The organism is Actinoplanes sp. NPDC024001, from assembly GCF_040638955.1.
Classification (GTDB): domain Bacteria; phylum Actinomycetota; class Actinomycetes; order Mycobacteriales; family Micromonosporaceae; genus Actinoplanes.
This window is the reverse complement of the sequence record NZ_JBEZZB010000029.1, coordinates 37,233-56,597: the sequence shown is the minus strand read 5'-3', so window position 1 is coordinate 56,597 and position 19,365 is coordinate 37,233. Positions and strand designations below refer to the sequence as shown.

Genomic DNA, 19,365 nt, shown 5'->3' with positions numbered 1-19,365 from the left:
CAGCCCATCGTCCGACCTGAGGAGTTCAGGATCGGACCGTCGGCGCGGCCGCGCCGAGTGCGGCCGACACGTCCCGGGCCGCGGCGATGACCTCGGGGGCGTGCGCCTCCAGACCGGCCATGTCCATGTCCATCGCCAGGGTGGAGACGGAGATGCCGCCGAGCACCTGCCCGGTGTGGTCGAAGACGGCGGCGCCGACGCACCGGATGCCCGGCTCGTTCTCCTCGTCGTCGACCGCGTAGCCCAGCGCCCGGACCCGGGCCAGGTGGGTCAGCAGGTCCTCCTCGCTGGTCAGCGTGCGCGGGGTGCGGGGGCCCAGGCCGGTGCGCCGGCAGATCGCCAGCACCTCCTCGTCGCTGAGCTCGGCCAGCACGGCCTTGCCGATCGCGGTGGTGTGCAGCTGAAGGCTCATGCCGATCCGCGACGGCATCTGGTACGGCCGGCGGCCCTCCTGCTTGTCGACGTAGACCGCCTCGTCGACGCTGCGGATCGCGAAGTGGGTGGTGAAACCGGTGCTCTCGGAGAGGGCGCGCAGCGCGCCGGACGCCTGCCGGGCCGGGTCGAAGCGATGCATGACCCGGCCCGCCAGGGTGAGGATGCGCGGGCCGGGCTCATAGCTGCCCAGCCCGTCCGGGCGGGCGAAACCCCACGTGACGAGCGCCTGCAGGATCCGGTGCACGGTCGACTTGGAGACGCCGGTCGCCGCCGCGATGTCGGTGACGCGGTGGTGCTCGGCCAGCGCTTCGAGCACCGCCAGCGTCTTGTCGATGGAACTGCCTTCCCTAGCCACGAAAGCAGCCTACTGGGAGGGGTTCAGCGGGCCAGCCATCCGCCGTCGACGGCCAGGACGTGACCGTTGACGTAGTCCGACGCCGGGGAGGCGAGGAAGACCACCGCGCCGGCCACGTCGTCGGGCCGGCCCCACCGGCCGGCCGGGATGCGGGAGCGGATCTCCGGCTCCCGGACCGGGTCGGCCTGCAGGGCGGCGGTGTTGTCGGTGGTGATGTAACCCGGAGCGACAGCATTGACCTGCACCCCCTCCGCGGCCCATTCGCAGGCCAGCGCCTTGGTCAGCCCGGCGATGCCGTGCTTGGCGGCGGTGTAGCCGGGCACCTGCACGCCGCCCTGGAAGGACAGCATCGAGGCCACCGAGATGATCTTTCCGCGGCGGCGGGCCAGCATGCGGACGCCGATGGCACGGCTGAGCTGGAACACCGCGTCCAGGTTGACGTCGAGCACCGAGCGCCAGTCGTGGAAGGTGTGCTCGGCGGCCGGCGCCCGCCGGATGATGCCGGCGTTGTTGACCAGGATGTCGATCTCCGGCAGCACGGCTGCCGCCTCCGGGATGGCGGTCGTGTCGGCCAGGTCGAAGATCCACCGGCGGGCCTGGCCACCCACCCTGCGCACGTCCTTCTCGACGTCGTCCAGATCATCGGTACGGCCGTGCAGCACCAGATCGGCGCCGGCCCGGGCGAGGGCCACCGCCACGGCCCGGCCGATGCCGCCGCGTGAGCCGGTGACCAGCGCCGTCCTGCCGTGCAGGTCGAACATCGAGGTCACCGCAGCTCGCCGATCGCGACCGGCTCCATGTCGTCGTACGCCTGGTTCTCGCCGCCCATGGCCCAGACGAACGCGTAGCTGCGGGTGCCGAACCCGCAGTGCACCGACCAGTAGGGCGAGATCACCGCCTGCTCGGGCGCCACGATCAGGTTGCGGGTCGCGTCCGGCCGGCCCATCAGGTGCACCACCCGCTCGGACTCGGGCAGGTCGAAGTAGAAGTAGACCTCGGTGCGCCGCTCGTGGGTGTGGCACGGCATGGTGTTCCACATGCTGCCCGGCTCCAGCACGGTCACGCCGAGCACGAGCTGGCAGCTCTGGATGCCCTTGAGGTGGATGAACTTGTAGATCGTACGGTCGTTGGAGCCGTCCTGGGAGCCGAGCCGGACCGGCTCCGCGTCGTCCAGGGTCGCCTTGACCGTGGGGTGACTGGTGTGCGCGGGCGTGGAGACCAGGTAGAACCGGCCGTCGAAGCGCACCTCGCGGGCGCCGCGCCCGACGTAGAGGACCTCCTTGGGCGCCAGGTCGAACCGTTCGCCGTCAACGGTCACCGCGCCCGGGCCGCCGACGTTGACCACACCCAGCTCGCGGCGCTCCAGGAAGAACTCCGAGCGCAGCTCCCCGGGGCAGGGCAGGTCGACGGCGCCGTCCGCGCCGCCCACCACGATGCGGTCCTCGTGGGAGTAGGTGAGGCGCACCTCGCCGGGACGGAACAGGTCCTCCACGAGGAACCGCTCGCGCAGTCTCGCGGTGTCCATGCTCGCCAGTTGATCCGGGGCCGTGGCGGGTCGTGATTCCATCAGCGCTCCTCGTTGCGTCGAACTGCTTGTCGTCGGGGATGGGTGCGGCGGGACCCGGCGATCCCGCCGCACCTGCGTGGTCAGGTGGTGGGTACGGGCTTCGCCTCCTCCGCCGGGTCGGTGTCGAGGGAGTCGATCATGTCGTCGCGGTCCGCCGTGCGCTCCGGCTTGAGCAGGCCGATCGCCACGTAGAGGACCAGCGAGGTGACCAGCGGGACACCGACCACCATGGTCTGGCTGGTCTCCTCCAGCACCCACTTGACCACGACCCAGACGCTGAGGCCAGCCGCCCAGGAGACGATCGCCGCGGTCGGCCCGCTGCGCCGGAACCAGGGGAGCAGGCCGAGCATCAGCGGGATCGAGATCGGCCCCATGGTGGCCGCGACCAGATCGACCACGATCTTCAGGACCACGCCCTGGCCCTCGGTGCTGATCGCGATGATCATGCTGATCGCCACGAACGCGAACGTGGTGATCCGGGCGAAGGTCAGCGCCGCCTGATCGCTGAAGTTACGCACCGCCCGCACCAGCACCGGGGCGATGTCCCGGGTGACCACCGACGAGATCACGTTGGCGTCCGACGACACCATCGCCATCGTGTGCGAGAAGAAGCCGGCCAGCACCAGGCCGATGACGCCCGGCGGCAGCAGGGTCTTGGCCAGCTCGACGTACGCCTGCTCGGGGTTGTCGAGGCCGGGCACGATCAGCGGGGCGGCGAACATCGGCAGGAACAGGATCAGCGGCCAGACCAGCCACAGCCCGCTGGACAGCAGCGCGGACCGCTTGGCGGCCGAACCCGACGGGGCGGCCATGTAGCGCTGGGCCAGGTTCCACATGCCGCCGTTGTACTCGAACGTCTTGATGAACAGCAGCGCGAGGAAGAAGGTCAGCGTGTACGGCCCGTTGAACGGGTCGCTGTGTCCCTCCGGCAGGTCGTCCCACATGGTCCACAGCGCGGAGAAGCCGCCGAGGTGGGACAGGAAGGCGAAGAACATGGCCACCCCGGCCACGCCCTGGATGACGAACTGGCCGAAGTCGGTGAGCACGTCGGCCCAGAGGCCGCCGGCGGTGATGTAGACGAGCGTGACCGCGCCGGTGATCAGGATGCCCCAGAGGATGGGCACGCCGGCGAAGCCGCGCAGCAGGACGGCGATCGCCACCCACTTGGCCGCGATGTCGACGACCTTGAGCAGCGCGCCGCTGTAGGCCAGCACCTGCTGGGTGGGCAGGTTGTAGCGGCGGGCCAGGTACTCCAGCGGGGAGGCCACCCCGTGCTTGGAGCGCAGCCGGTTCCACCGGGCCGCGAAGACGAAGGCGCCGATCCCGACGCCGAGGCCGATCGTGAGGGCCCACCAGACGTACATGGCGAGGCCGTAGTTGTAGGCCACCGCCGCGAAGGCGACGAACATGATGGCGCTGTAACCGGACATGTGATGCGAGATCCCGGACAGCCACCAGGGGATCATGCCCCTCGCGGTGAAGAAGTCGGCGACGCTGTGGACGCGGCTCTTGGCCCACAGGCCGATGCCGACCATTACCAGGAAGTACCCACTGAGTACTAACCAATCGAGCGTGGTCATGTGCCCTCCCTCCGGTGCCGGGTTGCTTCGTGTCGAGCATGTTTCGTTACATGGAACGTGTTGTCAATACATGGAACACAAAGAAGCTCGTCCATGCCAAGGGCTTGACCTTGTTCCGTGTTACGGGACAATGTTCCTGCCTATGGAAAACAGGAGGGTCGATGCCCAACATCACCGTTGAACTGCTGTCCGGCCGCACGCTCGACCAGCGGCGCGAGTTCGCCGAGGCGGTCACCGCCGCGGCGGTCGACATCCTCAAGGCGCGCCGGGCCGCGGTGCGCATCCGCTTCGACGAGATCGAGCGGGCGGACGTCGCCAACGGCGGCACCTTGGAGTCCGACCGGACCTGAGACGCCCGGCGGGGGCCGCCGTTGGCGGCAGCCCCCGCCGCCGCCGATGTGGCAGCATGCGGCCATGGCGTACGACGAGAAACTCGCCACCCGGGTCAGGGAACTGGCCGGCGACCGCCCTGACATGACCCAGGTCCGGATGTTCGGTGGCCTGGCCTGGCTGATCAACGGCAACATGGCCGTGGTCGTGCGCGGCAAGGGCGGCCTGCTGGTCCGCGTCGACCCGGCCGACCACGACGACCTGCTCGCCGAGGACGGCGCCGACACGATGGTCATGCGCGGCCGCCCGATGCGCGGCTGGCTCACCGTGACCGCACCGGCCTGCGACGACCCCGCCACCCTCGCCACCTGGGTGCATCGCGGCGTCGATTACGCGGCCACGCTCCCGCCCAAGTGACGAAAGACCCTGGATCGCGGCGGCGTCAGGGGTCGGTGAGTTCGCGGCTGATGTCGAGGTGGCCCGCGTGCCGGGCGGTCTCCTGCAGCAGGTGCAGCAGCACCCACGCCGGCGTGGGCCGGACGCCGGTGCCGTAATCGCGCGCCGCGACGTCCTCGGGCCGGGCCCGGCGCAGCACCTCCAGCGCGTGCGCGTGCTCGTCGCGGAAGAAGCGAATGATCCGCTCGGCGGTGTCGTCGCCGGTCACCCGCCACTCCAGCTCGGGCGAGCCGGGCCAGTGGAAGGGCATGGTCGCAGCCTGCCCCCATCCGCCCGCTCGCCGCAACGACAATGGTCGTCCGGCGCGACGTCCTGCGCCGGCACAACCGTGAGGAGTTTCGTGTCCCGGATCCTTTCCCTGCTTCTGTTGCTGGGCGCGGTGCTGGCGCCGGCGTCGCCCGCCCGGGCCGCTGAGAGCACGCCCGGCACGCTGCCCAGCGTTCGCGTGCTCAGCTACAACGTCTGCGCCGTGAACGAACCCTGCAGCTACATGACCGGGCGGACGGGCCAGGAGGCGCAGGCCCGCGCCGCGTTCGCGAGCGCGGTGAGCGCGGCGGTGGACGCCTGGGACGCCGACGTGCTGATGCTGCAGGAGCTCTGCTCGCCGCAGTACGACCTGCTCACCGCGACGCTGAGCGCCCGCGGTTACGTCGGTGCCTTCCACGGGACGCTGAACCTGCTGCGCTGCGACGCCTGGGGCGGAGGCTCGGGTAACCGCGCGTTCGGCAACGGCGTCTTCGTGCGGTCCGCCTCGCTGCAGAAGTACGCCTACGACCTGACCGTTCCGGCCGGCGAGCAGCCGCGGAACCTGCTGTGCGCGCGGGCCGCCATCGACGGGCGCTCGACGCTGGCCTGCAACACGCACCTCGCGCGTTACCAGAACCCGGACGGCAACGGCGACTCCGGCGCGGGCGAGGCCATGCGGCACGTCAACAGCCTGGCCGGCACCGGCCCGGTGATCCTCGGTGGAGACTTCAACGAGCGGACCCCGTCGGCCACGATGCGGACCGTACGCAACGGAAAGTTCGTCGCGCCGGAGGCCGACTGCACGACCGGCGGATCGTGCCCGTTCACCGAGCTGGACGCGACGGTCGACACCTTCGATCACATCCTGGTCTCCACCGGCCACTTCCAGACCGGAACCGCTGACGAGGTCACCGAGGTGGTGACGGACCCCACCGGGACCGCCTTCTCGGATCACCCGTTGCTCATCGGCGGGGTGCAGCCCGGCCACGCCAGGGCGACGCCGACCGTGCCGGGCGACATGACCGGGGACGGCCGTACCGACCTGCTCGCGGTGCAGAACTCGGAGACCGGCAACCTGCGGCTCTACGCGGGCCTCGGCGACGGCCGGCTGGCCACCGCCCGGCAGATCGGCACCGGCGGGTGGGATCCGGCGGTGATCGGGCACCGCGGTGACTGGACCGGCGACGGCTGGGAGGACCTGGTCGCCAAGATCGGCGACAACCTCTGGGTGTATCCGAACAACGGCACCGGCGGTCTGGGCACGCGGATTCCGATGAAGAACCGGGCGACCGGCTGGGCGGCGGTCGAGCACCTGGCCTTTCCCGGCGACGTCACCGGCGACAAGATTCCCGATCTGCTGGTGCAGAGCGCCAAGACGAAACAGTGGTGGCTGTGGCGGGGCGACCCGGTCCGCCGGCCTGGGCTGCAGCCGTCCCCGACCGAGTTCGGCGGGGCCGACTTCGCCGACGCGGACCTGCTGCCGGTCGGTGACGTCAACCAGGACGGCCGGGACGACCTGTGGGCGCGCAACCGTGCCACCGGAGCTCTGGCGCTGTGGCACAGCAACGGGCAGAACAACGTGGTGAAGGCGGGCGCCGTCACCGGCGGCAGCTGGCCGGCCGCCGGCTATCCGCTGGTGGCGGCGCTCAGCGACCGGGCCCCGGGCCTCTGGGCCGCGGCGGTGCCGGCGAACGCCACCAGTTCGCTGCTGTTCCACGCGGGCATCGCCGAGGCCACCGGCGCGCAGCGCGGACGTGCGGTGAGCGGGACGCCGGCGGTGATCGGCTCCGGTGGCTGGGAGTGGATCCTGGCCCTGGCCTGACCCGGTCGTCCCCACGCTCCGGGTTCGCTGCCGGCCGGCTCAGCCGGCCGGCAGCGTTCCGGCGCCGTCAGAGCGTGGGGACGACCGGCTGGATGGTGCCGTCGGCGTTGAAGCGCAGCGGGTCGATCGTGACCTCGCGGTTGGTGCCGTTGCCCGCCGGGATCGCGAACCGGTGGTAGGCGATGTACCAGGTGTCCGAGGCCGGGGCCTTGACCACCGACTGGTGCGCCGGGCCCTTGATGCCGAGGCTCAGGTTCTTGGCGAGGATCGTGCCGCGGTGGGTCCACGGGCCGAACGGTGACGTGCCGGTGGCGTACTCGACGTGGTAGTTCTCCGAGCGGGTGTCGTCCACCGAGTAGGTCAGGTAGTAGGTGCCGCCGCGCTGGAACACGAACGGCGCCTCCCGGAAGTTGGGCAGGCTGAGCGTGCGCACCTGGGTGGCGTCGAAGGAGATCATGTCGGCGTTCAGGCGCACCGCGTACGCAGACCCGTTGCCCCAGTACAGGTAGGACTGCCCGTCCGTGTCGTTGAAGACATGCGGGTCGATCATCTGCCCGCTGCGGAACCCGGCCGGCACCAGCGGCCGTCCGAGCGGATCGGTGAACGGGCCGGCCGGGCTGCTCGAGACGGCGACGCCGATGCTGGTCGCCGCGCTGAAGTAGAAGTAGTAGCGGCCGTCGCGGTGGGCGATCGTCGGCGCCCACGCCCGGTCGTCGGCCCAGCTGATCTGCGGTCCGAGGTCGAGGATCGTGCCGTGGTCGGTCCAGGTGGTCAGGTCGGCGGAGGAGAACGCCTTGAACCGGCTCCCGCTCCAGCCGTTGTAGCCGTCGGTCGTCGGATACAGGTAGTAGCGGCCGTTGAGGTAGGCGATGTTCGGGTCGGCGTAGAGGCCCTTGATCACCGGGCTGCGGCGGCCGGCGGCCCACGGCGCGGTGACGCGGAACGAGCTGTCCGCGGCGAAGGTTCCCGGGTTCGTCGTCGACGGGTCCAGCCACAGCTGGTTGTCCCGGTGCCGCAGGAAACGGCCGGGATAGTTGAACGACTCCAGACGCACCGAGCCGGTGGCGGAGCCGTCCCGTACGCAGAAGGTGGCGTCCGCGAGGAAGACCGGCGTGCCGGCGTTGGCCTCCAGCCGGATCCGGTAATCGCGGTGGCGCAGCCACATGCCGTTCGCGGCCTGGAACGACACGCAGCCGGCGCCGCCGGCCAGACCGGGAGTCACGGTGAAGGTCGCGTCGCTGCGAGCCTGGGCGGAACTGCCCGAGCTGACCGCCGCGATGCTGCCGAGGTAATCGGCGTGCCGCAGGTAGGCGCCGGGCACGTTGACCGACTGCAGCGACCGCGCGCCGGTGGGTATCTCCGCCGCGTAGGCGGGTGGTGCGGCGACGGCCGTGACCAGACCGGCGCCGAGAACGACGGTCGAGGCCCGGGCCACCAGTGTGCGGCCGCTGCGAGTCGGGGTCATCGGTCGATCACTCTCCGGACGGTGCGGTCAGGGTGACGCCGAGGCGCACCGGGGTGCCGAAGTTGGGGGTGCCGTCCGCGTTCCAGGTGAACTTCTGGGCGCGGGTGGACCGGTTCATGTCGCAGCCGCCACCGGCCGAGTCGTTGGCGTGGTAGACGATCCAGTCCTCGGTGCCGTCGGGGCTCTTGAAGAACCCGTTGTGGCCGGGGGCGAAGACCCCGTTGGCGTCGTTGCGCTGGAACACCGGGTTGGGGCTCTTGGTCCAGTGCGCCGGGTTCAGCGGGTCGGTGCCGGTCAGCGTGAGCAGGCCCAGCTTGTAGTCGGGGCCCCAGCAGGCGGACGCCGAGTAGACGACCATGACCTTGCCGTTGCGGTACAGCGGCTCGGGTCCCTCGTTGACCGGGTGGGTCTGCCGTTCCCAGGACAGGGTCGGCGAGCTGAGCCGGACCCGGGAGCCGGTGAGCGTCCACGGGTTGGTCAGGCGCTGGATGAAGTTGCTCTGCCCGTAGGAGCCGCCGGCGTTGTAGGTGCCCATCAGGTAGAGGTTGCTGCCGACCTTGAGCACGCTGGCGTCGAGCGCCCACTCGCTGCCCAGGTCGGCCTTGAACGTGTACGGGCCCATCGGGTCACTGCCGGCCGACTCCAGCACGTGCAGCCGCTGGGTGGGGTTGTAGTCGGAGACGTTCTGCCCGGCGGTGTAGTAGAAGTACCAGCGGCCGTTGATCAGATGGAACTCCGGCGCCCACATGTTGCAGCAGCCGTTCGGCCGCCCGGACAGGTTGAAGATCACCTGGTCGGGAGCGGTGGCGAGCCCGGCCAGCGTGGCCGACCGGCGCATCGTGATGGTCGAGTTCCACGTGGTGGTCGCCAGGTAGTAGTAGCCGTTGTGAACCTGCAGCCACGGGTCCGGGCCACCCCGCTTGATCGGGTTGGTGAAGGTGCCCGCCGCGCTGGTCAGCGGGATCAGCTGCCACTGCTGGTTCGCGCCGTCCAGGTCCTGATACTGCGAGACCCGGGCGCCGTCGGCGGTCGACCACTCCCAGACCTCCACGGCCTTGCCGCTGTTGCGGTTGATCAGCCGGACCAGGCCGCCGGCCGAGTCGGCGAGGCGGAACTGCTGCCGGGCGTCATTGCGGTCGGTGTTCTGCACGAGCTGGATGCCGTCGGCGGTGGTGGGCAGGTCGAGGACCTTGCCGCTGTGCACCGACTGCACCCGGTACCACCCACCGCCGGAGTCGAGGAACTTCCACTGCTGCCAGGCGCCGTCGTTACGGGTGTACTGGTTGATCGCGGCGCCGTCGCCGGTGGCCAGGTTGTAGACGTCCAGGGCCTTGCCGCTGTTGCGGTTGACCAGCACGTACGGGGTGCCGGGCGTGACCGTGGCGGCCTCGGCGGCGACCGGCACCGCGAGTATGCCGACGGTCATGAGCAGGGCCGCCGCCATCTTGGTGAAGCGCATGGTTCAGTCCCCTCAGTAGACGAACGGCCAGCCGGCGCTGTCGTACCCGATCAGATTGATGCCGAGCAGCGAGGCGCCGTTGTCGGCGTAGTAGTGGTAGACGAGCGCGTCGGCGTCGGAGTCGGCGAGCACGGCCTGATGGCCGGGGCCGTGGATGCTGCCGTGCCCGGCGAGGACCTGGGTGCCGCCGCCGGAGTTCATCGCGGTGCCGTTGCGGGCGACGTACGGTCCGGTGACGCTGGTGGAGCGGCCCACCATGACCCGGTAGGTGCTCGACGCGCCCTGGCAGCACCGGTCGAAGGACACCCACAGGTAGTAGTAGGAGCCGCGCTTGACGATGACCGGCGCCTCGATCGCGCCGCCGCCGCGCCCGGCGATGCTGTGCATCGTGCTGCCGGAGCGCTTGCCGGTCGCCGGGTCGAGCGGGATCAGCTTGATCCCGGACCAGAACGAGCCGAAGCTCAGCCACCACCGGCCGTCGGAGTCGACGAACAGGTTCGGGTCGATGGCGTTGAAGTTGTCCGAGGTGCGCGACTCGATCACCAGGCCCTGGTTGGTCCAGCTCCCGGAGGCGCCGGTGGTGCTGGTGGCCAGGAAGATCGCCGACCGGTTCGAGCCGAAGGTGGAGGCCGAGTAGTACAGCCAGTAGCGCCCGTCGCGGTAGGTGAGGTCCGGCGCCCACAGGTTGCGGCTGCCGGCGGTGTACGTGGTGGTCCAGGGCGCGCCGTTGGGGAAGACGGCGCCGGCGTTGCGGAACGCGGTGCGGTCGGTGGAGGTCTTCAGGGCGATGTTGTTGCCGGTGTGCGCCAGCAGATAGCCGCCGGTGGGGCGGCGCACGATCGTCGGGTCGTGCACGCCGACGTCACCGGTCACCACGCCCGGGTTCGGGTAGGCGGCCGGCGGGGTGGTGGGGGTCGCCGCCACGAGCGGGACGGCGGCCTGCGAGGTGCCGGTCGCCGACACCAGGCCGGTGGCCGCGACGAGCGCGAACCCGGCGGCCAGGACGGCCAGCCGGGTTCGCGATCGGGTGGGGGAAGCGGACGAGATCATGACGATCCTTCCGTGGGTGGCACTGCTGTGATCCGTCGCCGGTCGGGCTCAGGGGGATGACCGGCGTGTTACGGATCTGGGGACCCATCGATGTTCTCGTTAACAAATCGACGCGTCAAGATGTCGAAAACGATTTCTGTAACGGGTTTTAAGCGCCATTCTCATCGCCGACCGACGATGTTAGCGCAACCAGCCAATGCGGCAGCGATGAGTTTCGGCCGGATGGCGAGTCACTGCTGGTGGACTCGACACCCTACGGAGGACAACCATGACCACCGCACCGCAGAACCGCCCGCCCGTCGTGGACCTGGCCACCTGGCAGGCCGCCCGCGACGAGCTGCTGATCCGGGAGAAGGCGCACACCCGCGAGGGCGACGCCATCGCCGCCGCCCGCCGCCGGCTGCCGATGGTCGAGTTCGACGGGACCCTCCCGGTCGTCGGGCCGGACGGCCCGGTTCCGTTCATCGACCTGTTCCAGGGCCGCGACGAGCTCATCGTCTACAAGCACATGTGGTACGACGGCGCCCCGCACCAGGGCCAGTGCGAGGGCTGCACCACCGCGGCCTGGCATCTGCGGGACGCGGTCTACCTCAACGCCCGCGGCGTCTCGTTCGCCATCCTGACCACCGGCGCGTGGCCGGAGGTCGCCGCCTTCGTCGAGTTCATGGGCTACACCCAGCCGTGGTACTCGGTGCGCGGCGTGGACGCGCCGGTCGGCAACGACATGGGCCACCTCACCAGCTATCTGCGCGACGGTGACCGCACGTTCCTCACCTACTCCACGACCGGCCGCGGCAACGAGGTGATCAACCCGACCTTCGGCCTGCTCGACATGACACCGTACGGCCGCGGCGAGGCGTGGGAGGACAAGCCCGAGGGCTGGCCGAAGGGCGGCAACGCCTGCTGGTACTGGCGCTCGGACGCGGACGGCAACCCCACCTGGGGCCCGGACAGCCGCCCGGTGCCGCAGTGGACCCGCCCCGGCGCGACCCCGGAGGAGACCCTCGGCCGCACGGGCGCCCACCACTGATGAGCGGAGGCCGGTTGCCCGTCGCGGGCAACCGGCCGCTCACCGGCCCGCGTGGTCCCGCGCGTAGTGGGCGCGGAGCAGGTCCGTGCCCCAGTCGTCGCGCAGGTGCCGCCACACCGAGTGCGCGTGGTTCGCGTCGTCCTGGGTGTTGTCGTACTCGATCAGGAAGTCCGGGCCGCGCACGCAGTAGTAGTGGCCGAGACCGACCTCGGTCGGCCCGGCCCAGGCGAAACTGATCAGATCGAGGCCGGCGGCCTCGGCGTCGTGCCAGCACCTTTCGGCGTACGGGGCGGGCGCACGATCCAGGTAGCGGCGCACCAGCCGGTCCAGAGTCTTCTGCTGTGCCGGCCGCAGCAGACCACGGCTGATGCCCTCGGGCAGCAGCGCCGGGTCAGCGACCGGGTCGTAACGGGTGAGGATGTCGTCGGGCGCGACGTCGGCGCTGACACCGAGGGTCCGCTGGTCCTCGTCGAAGCTCTCCGCGAGTTCACGTGCCAGGTCCTCCTCGGGTCCGAGGATGCGCCGCCCGGCCATCGGCCCGCGGTGGATCAGGGCCGGCTCGGAGCCGATGAAGTGCGGCGTGTACGTCACCCCGCCCGAGGCGACGATGACGTGCACCGCCAGGTGGTGGCCGTTGATCCGCCAGCCCCACGGCTCGCCGCTCTCCGGATCGCCGAGCAGCCGCAGCCAGTACCGGTCCCCGGTCGGCGGCGAGCCGGTCACCAGTTCCCGCCGCACCCGCTCCACCTCGATCGCGCCGACCGCGAGATCGCCGCCGTCCGGCGAGTGCGCGGACCGCAGCAGCTCCACGGCCAGGCCGTGCTGGGCCGCGCTGAAGTCCTCCATCGGCAGCCCGGGACGGTCGCCCGGCAGATAGGTCCACTGCCGCAGGTCCGGATCGGCGAGGTCGCCGCGCACCAGTTCCCGCTGCCGGCTGTCCAGCGCCGCCAGCAGCGCCAGGGCACACCGGGCGGCCTCGCTTCCGGGTTTCGTCATCGTCGCTCCCTCGAAGAGTCGCTACCCCGATCTTCCCCCTCCGGCGAGGCGGAGCTCTCGGCTGGTCAGGGGAATGCGGTGAGGAGCAGGTAGGCGGCGGACGCGGCGCCGGCGGCCGCGGCGCCGTAGCACACGGTGGCTATCGCCGGGTCGTACCGGCGCAGGCGCAAGGCGTGCTCGACGGTGAAACGCAGCCGGTGGGCGGCGTGCACCAGCGCGAGCGCGCAGACCCCGAACAGGGCGAGCCGGGTCAGCGGGTGGCGCAGCACGGCGAACAGGTGGTCGTGGTCGGGCGGCGCCACCCAGCCCAGCGGGACGGCCACCCCGAAGAGCACCAGCAGCACCGGCAGGATCAGCGCGGCCACCACGCCGCCCGCGCTGAACATCAGCCAGACGAACGGCTCCGGCGTGACCCGGTGCGGCGCGGTCATGACAGCACCAGCCAGGCGAGGAACGCGGTCACGGCCAGCCAGCCGAGGTAGACGCCGGCCAGGATCAGGCGCGACGGGACCCGCCGGCCGCGCAGCCGCACGACCATGGCGCGCGGCGTCAGGTTGGCGAAGGTGACGGCGTGCAACAGCACGAAGGCGAGCGCGACCAGGTTCACCGCGATCACGGCGGGGCGGGCCAGGGCGTCGAGGAAGCTGTCGTACGCGGCCGGGCCGCGCGCCACCGCCCGTACCAGAAGGAGCAGTTCCACGACGAACAGCGCTACGAACGCGCTGGAGAGCTCGCGCACCAGGAAGATCGCGTACGAGCGCCGGTGCGCCCACCAGAGCAGGGGCATCCGACGGCGGTAGTACCTCGCCTCCAGCGGGGAGATCATCGCGACCGCCAGGGCAGGAGCAGGTTCTTCACCGCTTCCTGGGCGGCGGCCAGTTTCGCCTGCTGGATCGCGCCGGCCGGGTCGACGCCCTTGGGGCAGGCCGTGGAGCACTCGCCGACGAACGTGCAGTCCCAGACGCCGTCCGGCTGGGCCAGGATGGTGAGCCGTTCCCGGTCGCCCTCGTCGCGCGAGTCGAGGTCGTAACGGTGCGCCAGCGCGATCGCCGCCGGGCCGACGAACGAGCCGTCCAGTCCGTAGACCGGGCAGGCCGCGTAGCAGAGCATGCAGTTGATACACATGCTGAACTGCTTGAACTCGTCGAGCTGGGCCGGCGTCTGCAGGTACTCGCCGTCCTCGACCGGCTTCTCGACCTCGCGGATCAGCCACGGCTTGACGCTGCCCAGCTTGTGCATGAAGTCGGTCAGGTCGACGACCAGGTCGCGGATCACCGGGAAGTTGGCGAGCGGTTCGATCCGGACCGGGCCCGGCGCCAGGTCGGACAGGAAGGTCGCGCAGCTCAGCTTCGGCTCGCCGTCGACCATCATGCCGCAGCTGCCGCAGATGCCCATCCGGCACGACCACCGGTACGACAGCGTGCCGTCCAGCTCGTCCTTGATGTAGTTCAGCCCGTCCAGGACCGCCCAATCGGGGCGCAGCGGCACGTCGTAGTCGACGAGCGCCGGTTCGGTCTCCTCGTCGTCCGGCCGGTACCGGGCCACCCGCAGCGTGATCTGCTCCATGTCACCTCCCGTAGACCCGTTTGCCGGGCGGCCAGCGGGTGATGGTCACCGGCAGGTACGACACCCGCGGCGACCCGTCGGCCTCGCGGTGCGCCAGCGAATGGGCGAGGAACCGGCGGTCGTCACGTTCGGGAAAGTCCGTGCGCTGGTGCGCGCCCCGCGACTCCTCCCGGCGCAGCGCGCTGTGCACGATGCACTCGGCCAGCTCCAGCATCCCGGCGAGTTCCAGGCCGGCCACCCGTTCGGTGTTGAAACGGTGACTGGTGTCGTCGACCGCCGCGGTGACCGCGCGTTCCTTGAGTTCCCGCAGCTCGTCGGCCGCCTTGGTGAGGCTGTCGCCGTCCCGGTAGATCCCGGCCGCGTCCTCCAGGATCGCCTGCATCCGGGTGCGGATGCCGGAGATCCGGTCCGGGCCGTCGATGCGGCGCAGCAGGTCCTCGTCGAGGCGGCGGCGTTCGTCGTCGCCCTGCAACTCCACGATCGGCGGCGGGGGCGGGGCGTCCACGGCGTACTCCGCGGCGGCGCGCCCGGCGCGGGCGCCGAACACCAGGCATTCCGGCAGCGAGTTGGAGCCGAGCCGGTTCGCGCCGTTGATGCTCACGCAGGCGGTCTCACCGGCGGCGAACAGGCCGTCCAGGCCGGTCGCGCCCTCCGGATCGGTGTGGATGCCGCCCATCATGTAGTGCACGACCGGCCGCACCGGGACCAGCTCGTGGACCGGGTCGATGCGCTCGTAGCCGCGGCACAGCTCGCGCACCATCGGCAGTTTCGCGTCGATCGTGCGCTCGCCGAGGTGGCGCAGGTCCAGGTGCACCACCGGCCCGTACGGTGAGCTGATCGTGCGGCCCCGCTCCATCTCGTGCACGAACGCCTGCGACAGCCGGTCCCGCGGGCCCAGCTCCATGCTGCGCAGCACCGGGCCGGGCTCGGGTCTGCCGAGGTCGTAGTCCTGCAGGTAGCGGTAGCCGTCCTTGTTGAGCAGCCAGCCGCCCTCGGCACGGGCGGCCTCGGTGATCAGGATGCCGGTGAACGGCAGTCCGGTCGGGTGGTACTGGACGAACTCCATGTCCTTGAGCGGCGCGCCGGCCCGGTAGGCCAGGGCCATCCCGTCGCCGGTCTTGATGGCGGCGTTCGTGGTGAAGGGAAAGACCCGCCCGCCGCCGCCGGTGGCGATCACCACGGCCCGGCCGGTGATGGTCTCGATCAGGCCGGACATCAGCTCCAGCGCGACCACCCCGCAGACCCGGCCGTCGTCGACGAGCAGGCGGCTGGCGTACCACTCGTCGTACCTGGTGATGGTGGGGTGTTTCAGGGAGGTCTGGAAGAGCGTGTGCAGCAGGTGGAAGCCGGTCTTGTCGGCGGCGAACCAGGTGCGCTTCTTCTTCATGCCGCCGAAGGCGCGCACCGCGACGTGCCCGTCCGGTTCGCGGCTCCACGGGCAGCCCCAGTGCTCCAGGCGCAGCAGTTCGCGCGGGGCCTCGGCGACGAAGGTCTCCACCGCGTCCTGGTCGCAGAGCCAGTCGCCGCCGGAGATCGTGTCGTAGGCGTGCTCGTCGAGACTGTCCTCGACGCTGATCGCACCGGCGGCGCCGCCCTCGGCCGAGACGGTGTGGCTGCGCATCGGGTAGACCTTGGACACGAGCGCGATGTCGAGGCCGGGCGCGCTCTCCGCCACGGCGATGGCAGCACGCAGCCCGGCTCCGCCCGCACCGACGATGACGACGTCGTGAGACAGGCTCATCGGCTCTCCTCCCGCTGCGGCGTCAGACGGGGTGTTCGGAGTGCTCGTCGGAGAGCACCCGGTGCCGGCGGCCGTGCCGGATCGCCTGGGTGGTGACCGTGCCGTCGTGGTATTCGTGCCGGGTGCGCCGGCAGCCGCAGGAGTAGGAGAGGTCGTAGACGACGAGGCCCTCGCCGTCGCTGTCGCGGTAGCAGTCACCCCCGACGAACTTGCCGCACGGGGCCTGCTCGGGCTCGAACGAGGACCGGGAACCGACTATGTCGACCTCCATCGAGGGACTCGGTCAGTCCAGACTCCCACCACGCGAACATGAACAGAAGACGCGCGCAGACCTGATCGCATGCACAACCTTGCATAGCGTAGCCGCGCGACCACGTTCGGGTCATGATCCTCTTGGTCGAGGCCCGTCCATGGATTACGTTGGGGTGGGCCGGCGAGGTCGGCACCGAGCACGACACGTCTCGGAGGAGGTTCCGCATTCTCGGCGACTCGGAGAGTGTGATGACGCCTTACCTGCAGCCGCGCGTCGACGGTGATCTGCGGTCCCTTGTGGAGGACCACGCCTGGCTCCACCAGCTCGTCGACGCGCTCGGCTCACCGGTGAACGTGGTGCTGCCCGACCAGCTGGTGCGCAACGTGCAGCGGTTCCGCGAGGTCTACCGGACGCACCACCTGAGCGGGGGCATCTTCTTCGCGCACAAGGCGAACCGGTCGCACGCCCTGGTCCGGGCCCTCGCCGCCGTGGACGCGGGCATCGACGTGGCCTCACTCGGTGAGCTGCAGCACGCTCTCGCGTCGGGTTTCGGCCCGTCGCGGATCATGGCGACCGGTCCCAAGAGCCGCGAGTTCCTGTGGCTGGCGGCTCGGACCGGGGTGACCGTCAACGTCGACTCGGTGGCCGAGCTGACCGAGCTCGCCGGCATCATCGCCGCCCACCGGCTGCCCCGGGTCACCGTGCTGGCCCGGCTCTCCGGCTTCGTCGCGGCCGGGGCGAACGTGATGACCCGCACCAGCCGCTTCGGCATCCCGGCCGGCAACCTCGGCATGCTCTGGGAGACCCTCGCCAAGCACCGCGACGAGCTGGACTTCGCCGGCGTGGCCTACCACCTCGACACGGTCGGCCTGCCGGAGAAGGCCGCCGCGCTGGAGAGCTGCCTGCAGGCGATGGACGAGGCCGGCGCGCAGGGGCTGCGGCCGCGCGCGGTGGACGTCGGCGGCGGCTTCGGCGTCAGCTATCTGGCCGACGAGCGGCAGTGGGACGCCTGGACCACCGAGCTGACCGGCGCCGTGCTCGGCAAGCGGCCGCCGATGACCTGGAACAACCATGGGTACGGCCTGCGCAACGAGGGCGGCAAGATCCGCGGCACGCTCAGCGCCTACCCGGGCTACCGGCCGACCGCCGGACCGGCCTATCTGGACCGGTTGCTCACCACCGCGTCCACGGCGCACCGGCGACCGTTGGGCACCCTCCTGCTGGACAGCCTCTACGACCTGCACGTCGAACCGGGCCGGGCACTGCTCGACCAGTGCGGCGCCGTCGTGATGCGGGTGGCCGAGGTCCGCGACGACGGCTACGGCGAGACCCTGGTCCGGCTCGCGGGCAACGGCGGCGACGTCGCGCTGGAGCAGCACGGCGTACTGATGGACCCGGTGCTGCTCAGCCGGGGGCGGCCCGCCGAGGCCGTACCGATCGGGGTCTTCCTGACCGGGAATCTCTGCCTGGAGGCCGACCTGCTCACCCGGCGCAAGGTCTTCCTGCCGCACCGGCCGAGCCCCGGCGACCTGCTGGTCTTCGTCAACACCGGCGGCTATCTCATGGACTTCAGCGCGGGACAGGCGCTGATGCAACCCAGCGCCCGCACCGTGGCCGCCCACCGGCGGCACGGCGGCTGGCGGTGGTGCCTGGACGAGCAGTTCTGGCCCGTCGAGGACCGGGAGGAGACCCAGTGAGGTACGACAACGTCACCGACGTCATCGGCAACACGCCACTGGTGCGCATCGACGCGGCTGTGCACGGCCTTCGCAACATCGACCTGTACGCCAAGATGGAGCTGTTCAACCCGTTCGGCTCGGTCAAGGACCGGGCCGCCTGGAACATGGTCCGCGACCGGATCGCCGGAGCCGCCGAGCGCGACGAGACGGTGGTCGAGCTCTCCAGCGGCAACACCGCCAAGGCGCTCGCCGTGATCGCCGGGATGTACGGCCTGCCGTTCCGCAGCGTCACCAACCGGATGAAGGTGCCCGAGGTCAAGGACCTGCTGCTCCTGCTCGGCGCGCAGATCGACGAGCTGCCGGGGCAGTCGGAGTGCCTGGACCCGACCGACACCGACGACCCGCTCACCCGGATGTACCACACGGTGTCCGCGGCCGGCGGCGGCTACCTGCACACCGACCAGTACTTCAACGACCTCAACGTCGAGGCGCACGCGACCGGCACCGGCCCGGAGATCATCGCCGACCTGGACGGCCGGGCCCCCGACTACTTCATCGCGTGCGTCGGCACCGCCGGCTCGTCCACCGGGGTGGCCCGGGTACTGCGCCGCCACGACCCGGGCGTGACGGTGGTCGGTCTGGTCGCCGAGAAGTCCGACCTCATCCCGGGCATCCGCAACATCGACGAGGTGCACGAGGTCGGGCTCTTCGACCCCGGCGTCTACGACGCCATCGAAGCGGTCAGCTCGGACGAGGCGATCGACGGCCTGCTCACTCTGGTACGCCGGTGCGGAACCCTCGCCGGCCCCACCGGCGGAGGCGCGTACCAGGGTGCCGTCCGCTACCTGCGCAGGATCGACGCCGAGCTGACCGAACGCCGCACCGCGGTGTTCATCGTCTGCGACCGCGTCGAGATCTACCTGAGCTATCTGAAGGAGCGCCGGCCCGAGCTGTTCGCCCAGCCGGCCCGCGCCCACTCGCTGCGCACCCTCACCGGCGACGACCTCGCGGCGGCCCGCACCATCGGCGTCGACGACGCGCAGGAGTGGATCGACAAGGAGGATCCCCTGGTCGTGGACCTGCGCAGCCCGTTCGCCTACCGGGCGCTGCACATCGACCGGTCGATCAACATCGTCGACGACCTGTTCGGCGAGATGCTGCACGGCGGCCTGCCGTTCGGCCGGCAGCGCCCGGTCCTGCTGGTCTGCCCGGTGGGGGAGAAGTCGGCCCGCTACGCCGCCCTGCTCACCCGGATGGGCCACCAGGACGCCCGCTCGCTGGATGGCGGCGTCATCGCCTGGCGTGACGCCGGAGCTCCGCTGGTGAGGGACTGAT

Annotated in this window: 20 protein-coding genes; 6 read left to right on the top strand and 14 right to left on the bottom strand. The window is 70.8% G+C overall.

Going from position 1 to position 19,365, the window contains the following annotated elements:
* Nucleotides 1–25: 25 nt before the first annotated feature.
* From AB0F81_RS14195 to AB0F81_RS14180, 4 genes are all read right to left on the bottom strand, one after another.
* On the bottom strand, nt 26–790 hold the full coding sequence (locus AB0F81_RS14195) for an IclR family transcriptional regulator (protein ID WP_360196221.1): 765 nt from the start codon (nt 788–790) through the stop codon (nt 26–28).
* A gap of 23 nt (nt 791–813) precedes the next feature.
* A complete protein-coding gene (locus tag AB0F81_RS14190; RefSeq protein WP_360196254.1) occupies nt 814–1,551 on the bottom strand; it encodes an SDR family oxidoreductase in 738 nt (245 codons plus the stop codon).
* A gap of 5 nt (nt 1,552–1,556) precedes the next feature.
* Nucleotides 1,557–2,357: a 5-dehydro-4-deoxy-D-glucuronate isomerase gene (gene kduI / locus AB0F81_RS14185; RefSeq protein WP_360196218.1), complete on the bottom strand. Its 801-nt coding sequence runs from the start codon at nt 2,355–2,357 to the stop codon at nt 1,557–1,559.
* A gap of 80 nt (nt 2,358–2,437) precedes the next feature.
* The gene (locus AB0F81_RS14180; protein WP_360196215.1) at nt 2,438–3,937 is read right to left on the bottom strand and encodes a sodium:solute symporter family protein; all 1,500 of its coding nucleotides are present in this window, start codon (nt 3,935–3,937) and stop codon (nt 2,438–2,440) included.
* 161 nt (nt 3,938–4,098) lie between these two features.
* On the opposite strand from AB0F81_RS14180, the gene AB0F81_RS14175 reads away from it, so the two are divergent.
* On the top strand, nt 4,099–4,287 hold the full coding sequence (locus AB0F81_RS14175; RefSeq protein WP_360196212.1) for a tautomerase family protein: 189 nt from the start codon (nt 4,099–4,101) through the stop codon (nt 4,285–4,287).
* Nucleotides 4,288–4,351: 64 nt separating this feature from the next.
* Nucleotides 4,352–4,684, top strand: a complete 333-nt coding sequence (locus AB0F81_RS14170) for a TfoX/Sxy family protein (protein ID WP_360196209.1) — start codon at nt 4,352–4,354, stop codon at nt 4,682–4,684.
* A gap of 25 nt (nt 4,685–4,709) precedes the next feature.
* Here the strand turns inward: AB0F81_RS14170 and AB0F81_RS14165 are convergent, their stop codons facing one another.
* Nucleotides 4,710–5,009, bottom strand: a complete 300-nt coding sequence (locus tag AB0F81_RS14165) for a DUF664 domain-containing protein (RefSeq protein WP_360196251.1) — start codon at nt 5,007–5,009, stop codon at nt 4,710–4,712.
* A gap of 54 nt (nt 5,010–5,063) precedes the next feature.
* On the opposite strand from AB0F81_RS14165, the gene AB0F81_RS14160 reads away from it, so the two are divergent.
* Entirely contained in the window at nt 5,064–6,791 is a 1,728-nt protein-coding gene (locus AB0F81_RS14160) for an FG-GAP-like repeat-containing protein (protein ID WP_360196206.1), read from the top strand.
* Nucleotides 6,792–6,858: 67 nt separating this feature from the next.
* Here AB0F81_RS14160 and AB0F81_RS14155 read toward each other — a convergent pair whose 3' ends face one another.
* From AB0F81_RS14155 to AB0F81_RS14145, 3 genes are read right to left on the bottom strand one after another with little or no spacing between them, the layout of a single operon-like run.
* On the bottom strand, nt 6,859–8,256 hold the full coding sequence (locus AB0F81_RS14155) for a family 43 glycosylhydrolase (RefSeq protein ID WP_360196203.1): 1,398 nt from the start codon (nt 8,254–8,256) through the stop codon (nt 6,859–6,861).
* 7 nt (nt 8,257–8,263) lie between these two features.
* The gene (locus AB0F81_RS14150) at nt 8,264–9,715 is read right to left on the bottom strand and encodes a family 43 glycosylhydrolase (RefSeq protein WP_360196200.1); all 1,452 of its coding nucleotides are present in this window, start codon (nt 9,713–9,715) and stop codon (nt 8,264–8,266) included.
* A 12-nt stretch (nt 9,716–9,727) separates the two neighbouring features.
* The gene (locus AB0F81_RS14145; RefSeq protein WP_360196197.1) at nt 9,728–10,765 is read right to left on the bottom strand and encodes an arabinan endo-1,5-alpha-L-arabinosidase; all 1,038 of its coding nucleotides are present in this window, start codon (nt 10,763–10,765) and stop codon (nt 9,728–9,730) included.
* 268 nt (nt 10,766–11,033) lie between these two features.
* Between AB0F81_RS14145 and AB0F81_RS14140 the strand changes: the two genes are divergently transcribed.
* Nucleotides 11,034–11,795: a DUF899 family protein gene (locus AB0F81_RS14140; RefSeq protein ID WP_360196194.1), complete on the top strand. Its 762-nt coding sequence runs from the start codon at nt 11,034–11,036 to the stop codon at nt 11,793–11,795.
* A gap of 39 nt (nt 11,796–11,834) precedes the next feature.
* On the opposite strand, the gene AB0F81_RS14135 is transcribed toward AB0F81_RS14140, so the two are convergent.
* From AB0F81_RS14135 to AB0F81_RS14110, 6 genes are all read right to left on the bottom strand, one after another.
* Nucleotides 11,835–12,791 (bottom strand): DUF3500 domain-containing protein, encoded by a 957-nt coding sequence (locus tag AB0F81_RS14135; protein ID WP_360196191.1) that lies wholly within the window; start codon nt 12,789–12,791, stop codon nt 11,835–11,837.
* A 65-nt stretch (nt 12,792–12,856) separates the two neighbouring features.
* Nucleotides 12,857–13,222, bottom strand: a complete 366-nt coding sequence (frdD, locus tag AB0F81_RS14130) for a fumarate reductase subunit FrdD (protein ID WP_360196188.1) — start codon at nt 13,220–13,222, stop codon at nt 12,857–12,859.
* Nucleotides 13,219–13,617 (bottom strand): hypothetical protein, encoded by a 399-nt coding sequence (locus AB0F81_RS14125; protein WP_360196185.1) that lies wholly within the window; start codon nt 13,615–13,617, stop codon nt 13,219–13,221. Before AB0F81_RS14125 ends, frdD begins: the two co-directional genes overlap by 4 nt.
* Nucleotides 13,614–14,357, bottom strand: coding sequence for a succinate dehydrogenase/fumarate reductase iron-sulfur subunit (locus tag AB0F81_RS14120; protein ID WP_360196182.1), 744 nt, complete (start codon nt 14,355–14,357; stop codon nt 13,614–13,616). Before AB0F81_RS14120 ends, AB0F81_RS14125 begins: the two co-directional genes overlap by 4 nt.
* A gap of 1 nt (nt 14,358) precedes the next feature.
* Nucleotides 14,359–16,098, bottom strand: coding sequence for a fumarate reductase (quinol) flavoprotein subunit (frdA, locus tag AB0F81_RS14115; protein ID WP_360196179.1), 1,740 nt, complete (start codon nt 16,096–16,098; stop codon nt 14,359–14,361).
* Nucleotides 16,099–16,120: 22 nt separating this feature from the next.
* On the bottom strand, nt 16,121–16,369 hold the full coding sequence (locus AB0F81_RS14110; RefSeq protein ID WP_360196177.1) for a hypothetical protein: 249 nt from the start codon (nt 16,367–16,369) through the stop codon (nt 16,121–16,123).
* 230 nt (nt 16,370–16,599) lie between these two features.
* Here AB0F81_RS14110 and AB0F81_RS14105 point away from each other — a divergent pair, with 230 nt between their 5' ends.
* Both AB0F81_RS14105 and AB0F81_RS14100 read left to right on the top strand, forming a co-directional pair.
* Entirely contained in the window at nt 16,600–18,048 is a 1,449-nt protein-coding gene (locus tag AB0F81_RS14105; RefSeq protein ID WP_360196174.1) for a Y4yA family PLP-dependent enzyme, read from the top strand.
* Entirely contained in the window at nt 18,045–19,364 is a 1,320-nt protein-coding gene (locus AB0F81_RS14100; protein WP_360196172.1) for a pyridoxal-phosphate dependent enzyme, read from the top strand. Before AB0F81_RS14105 ends, AB0F81_RS14100 begins: the two co-directional genes overlap by 4 nt.
* The last annotated feature ends 1 nt before the right edge of the window (nt 19,365 follow it).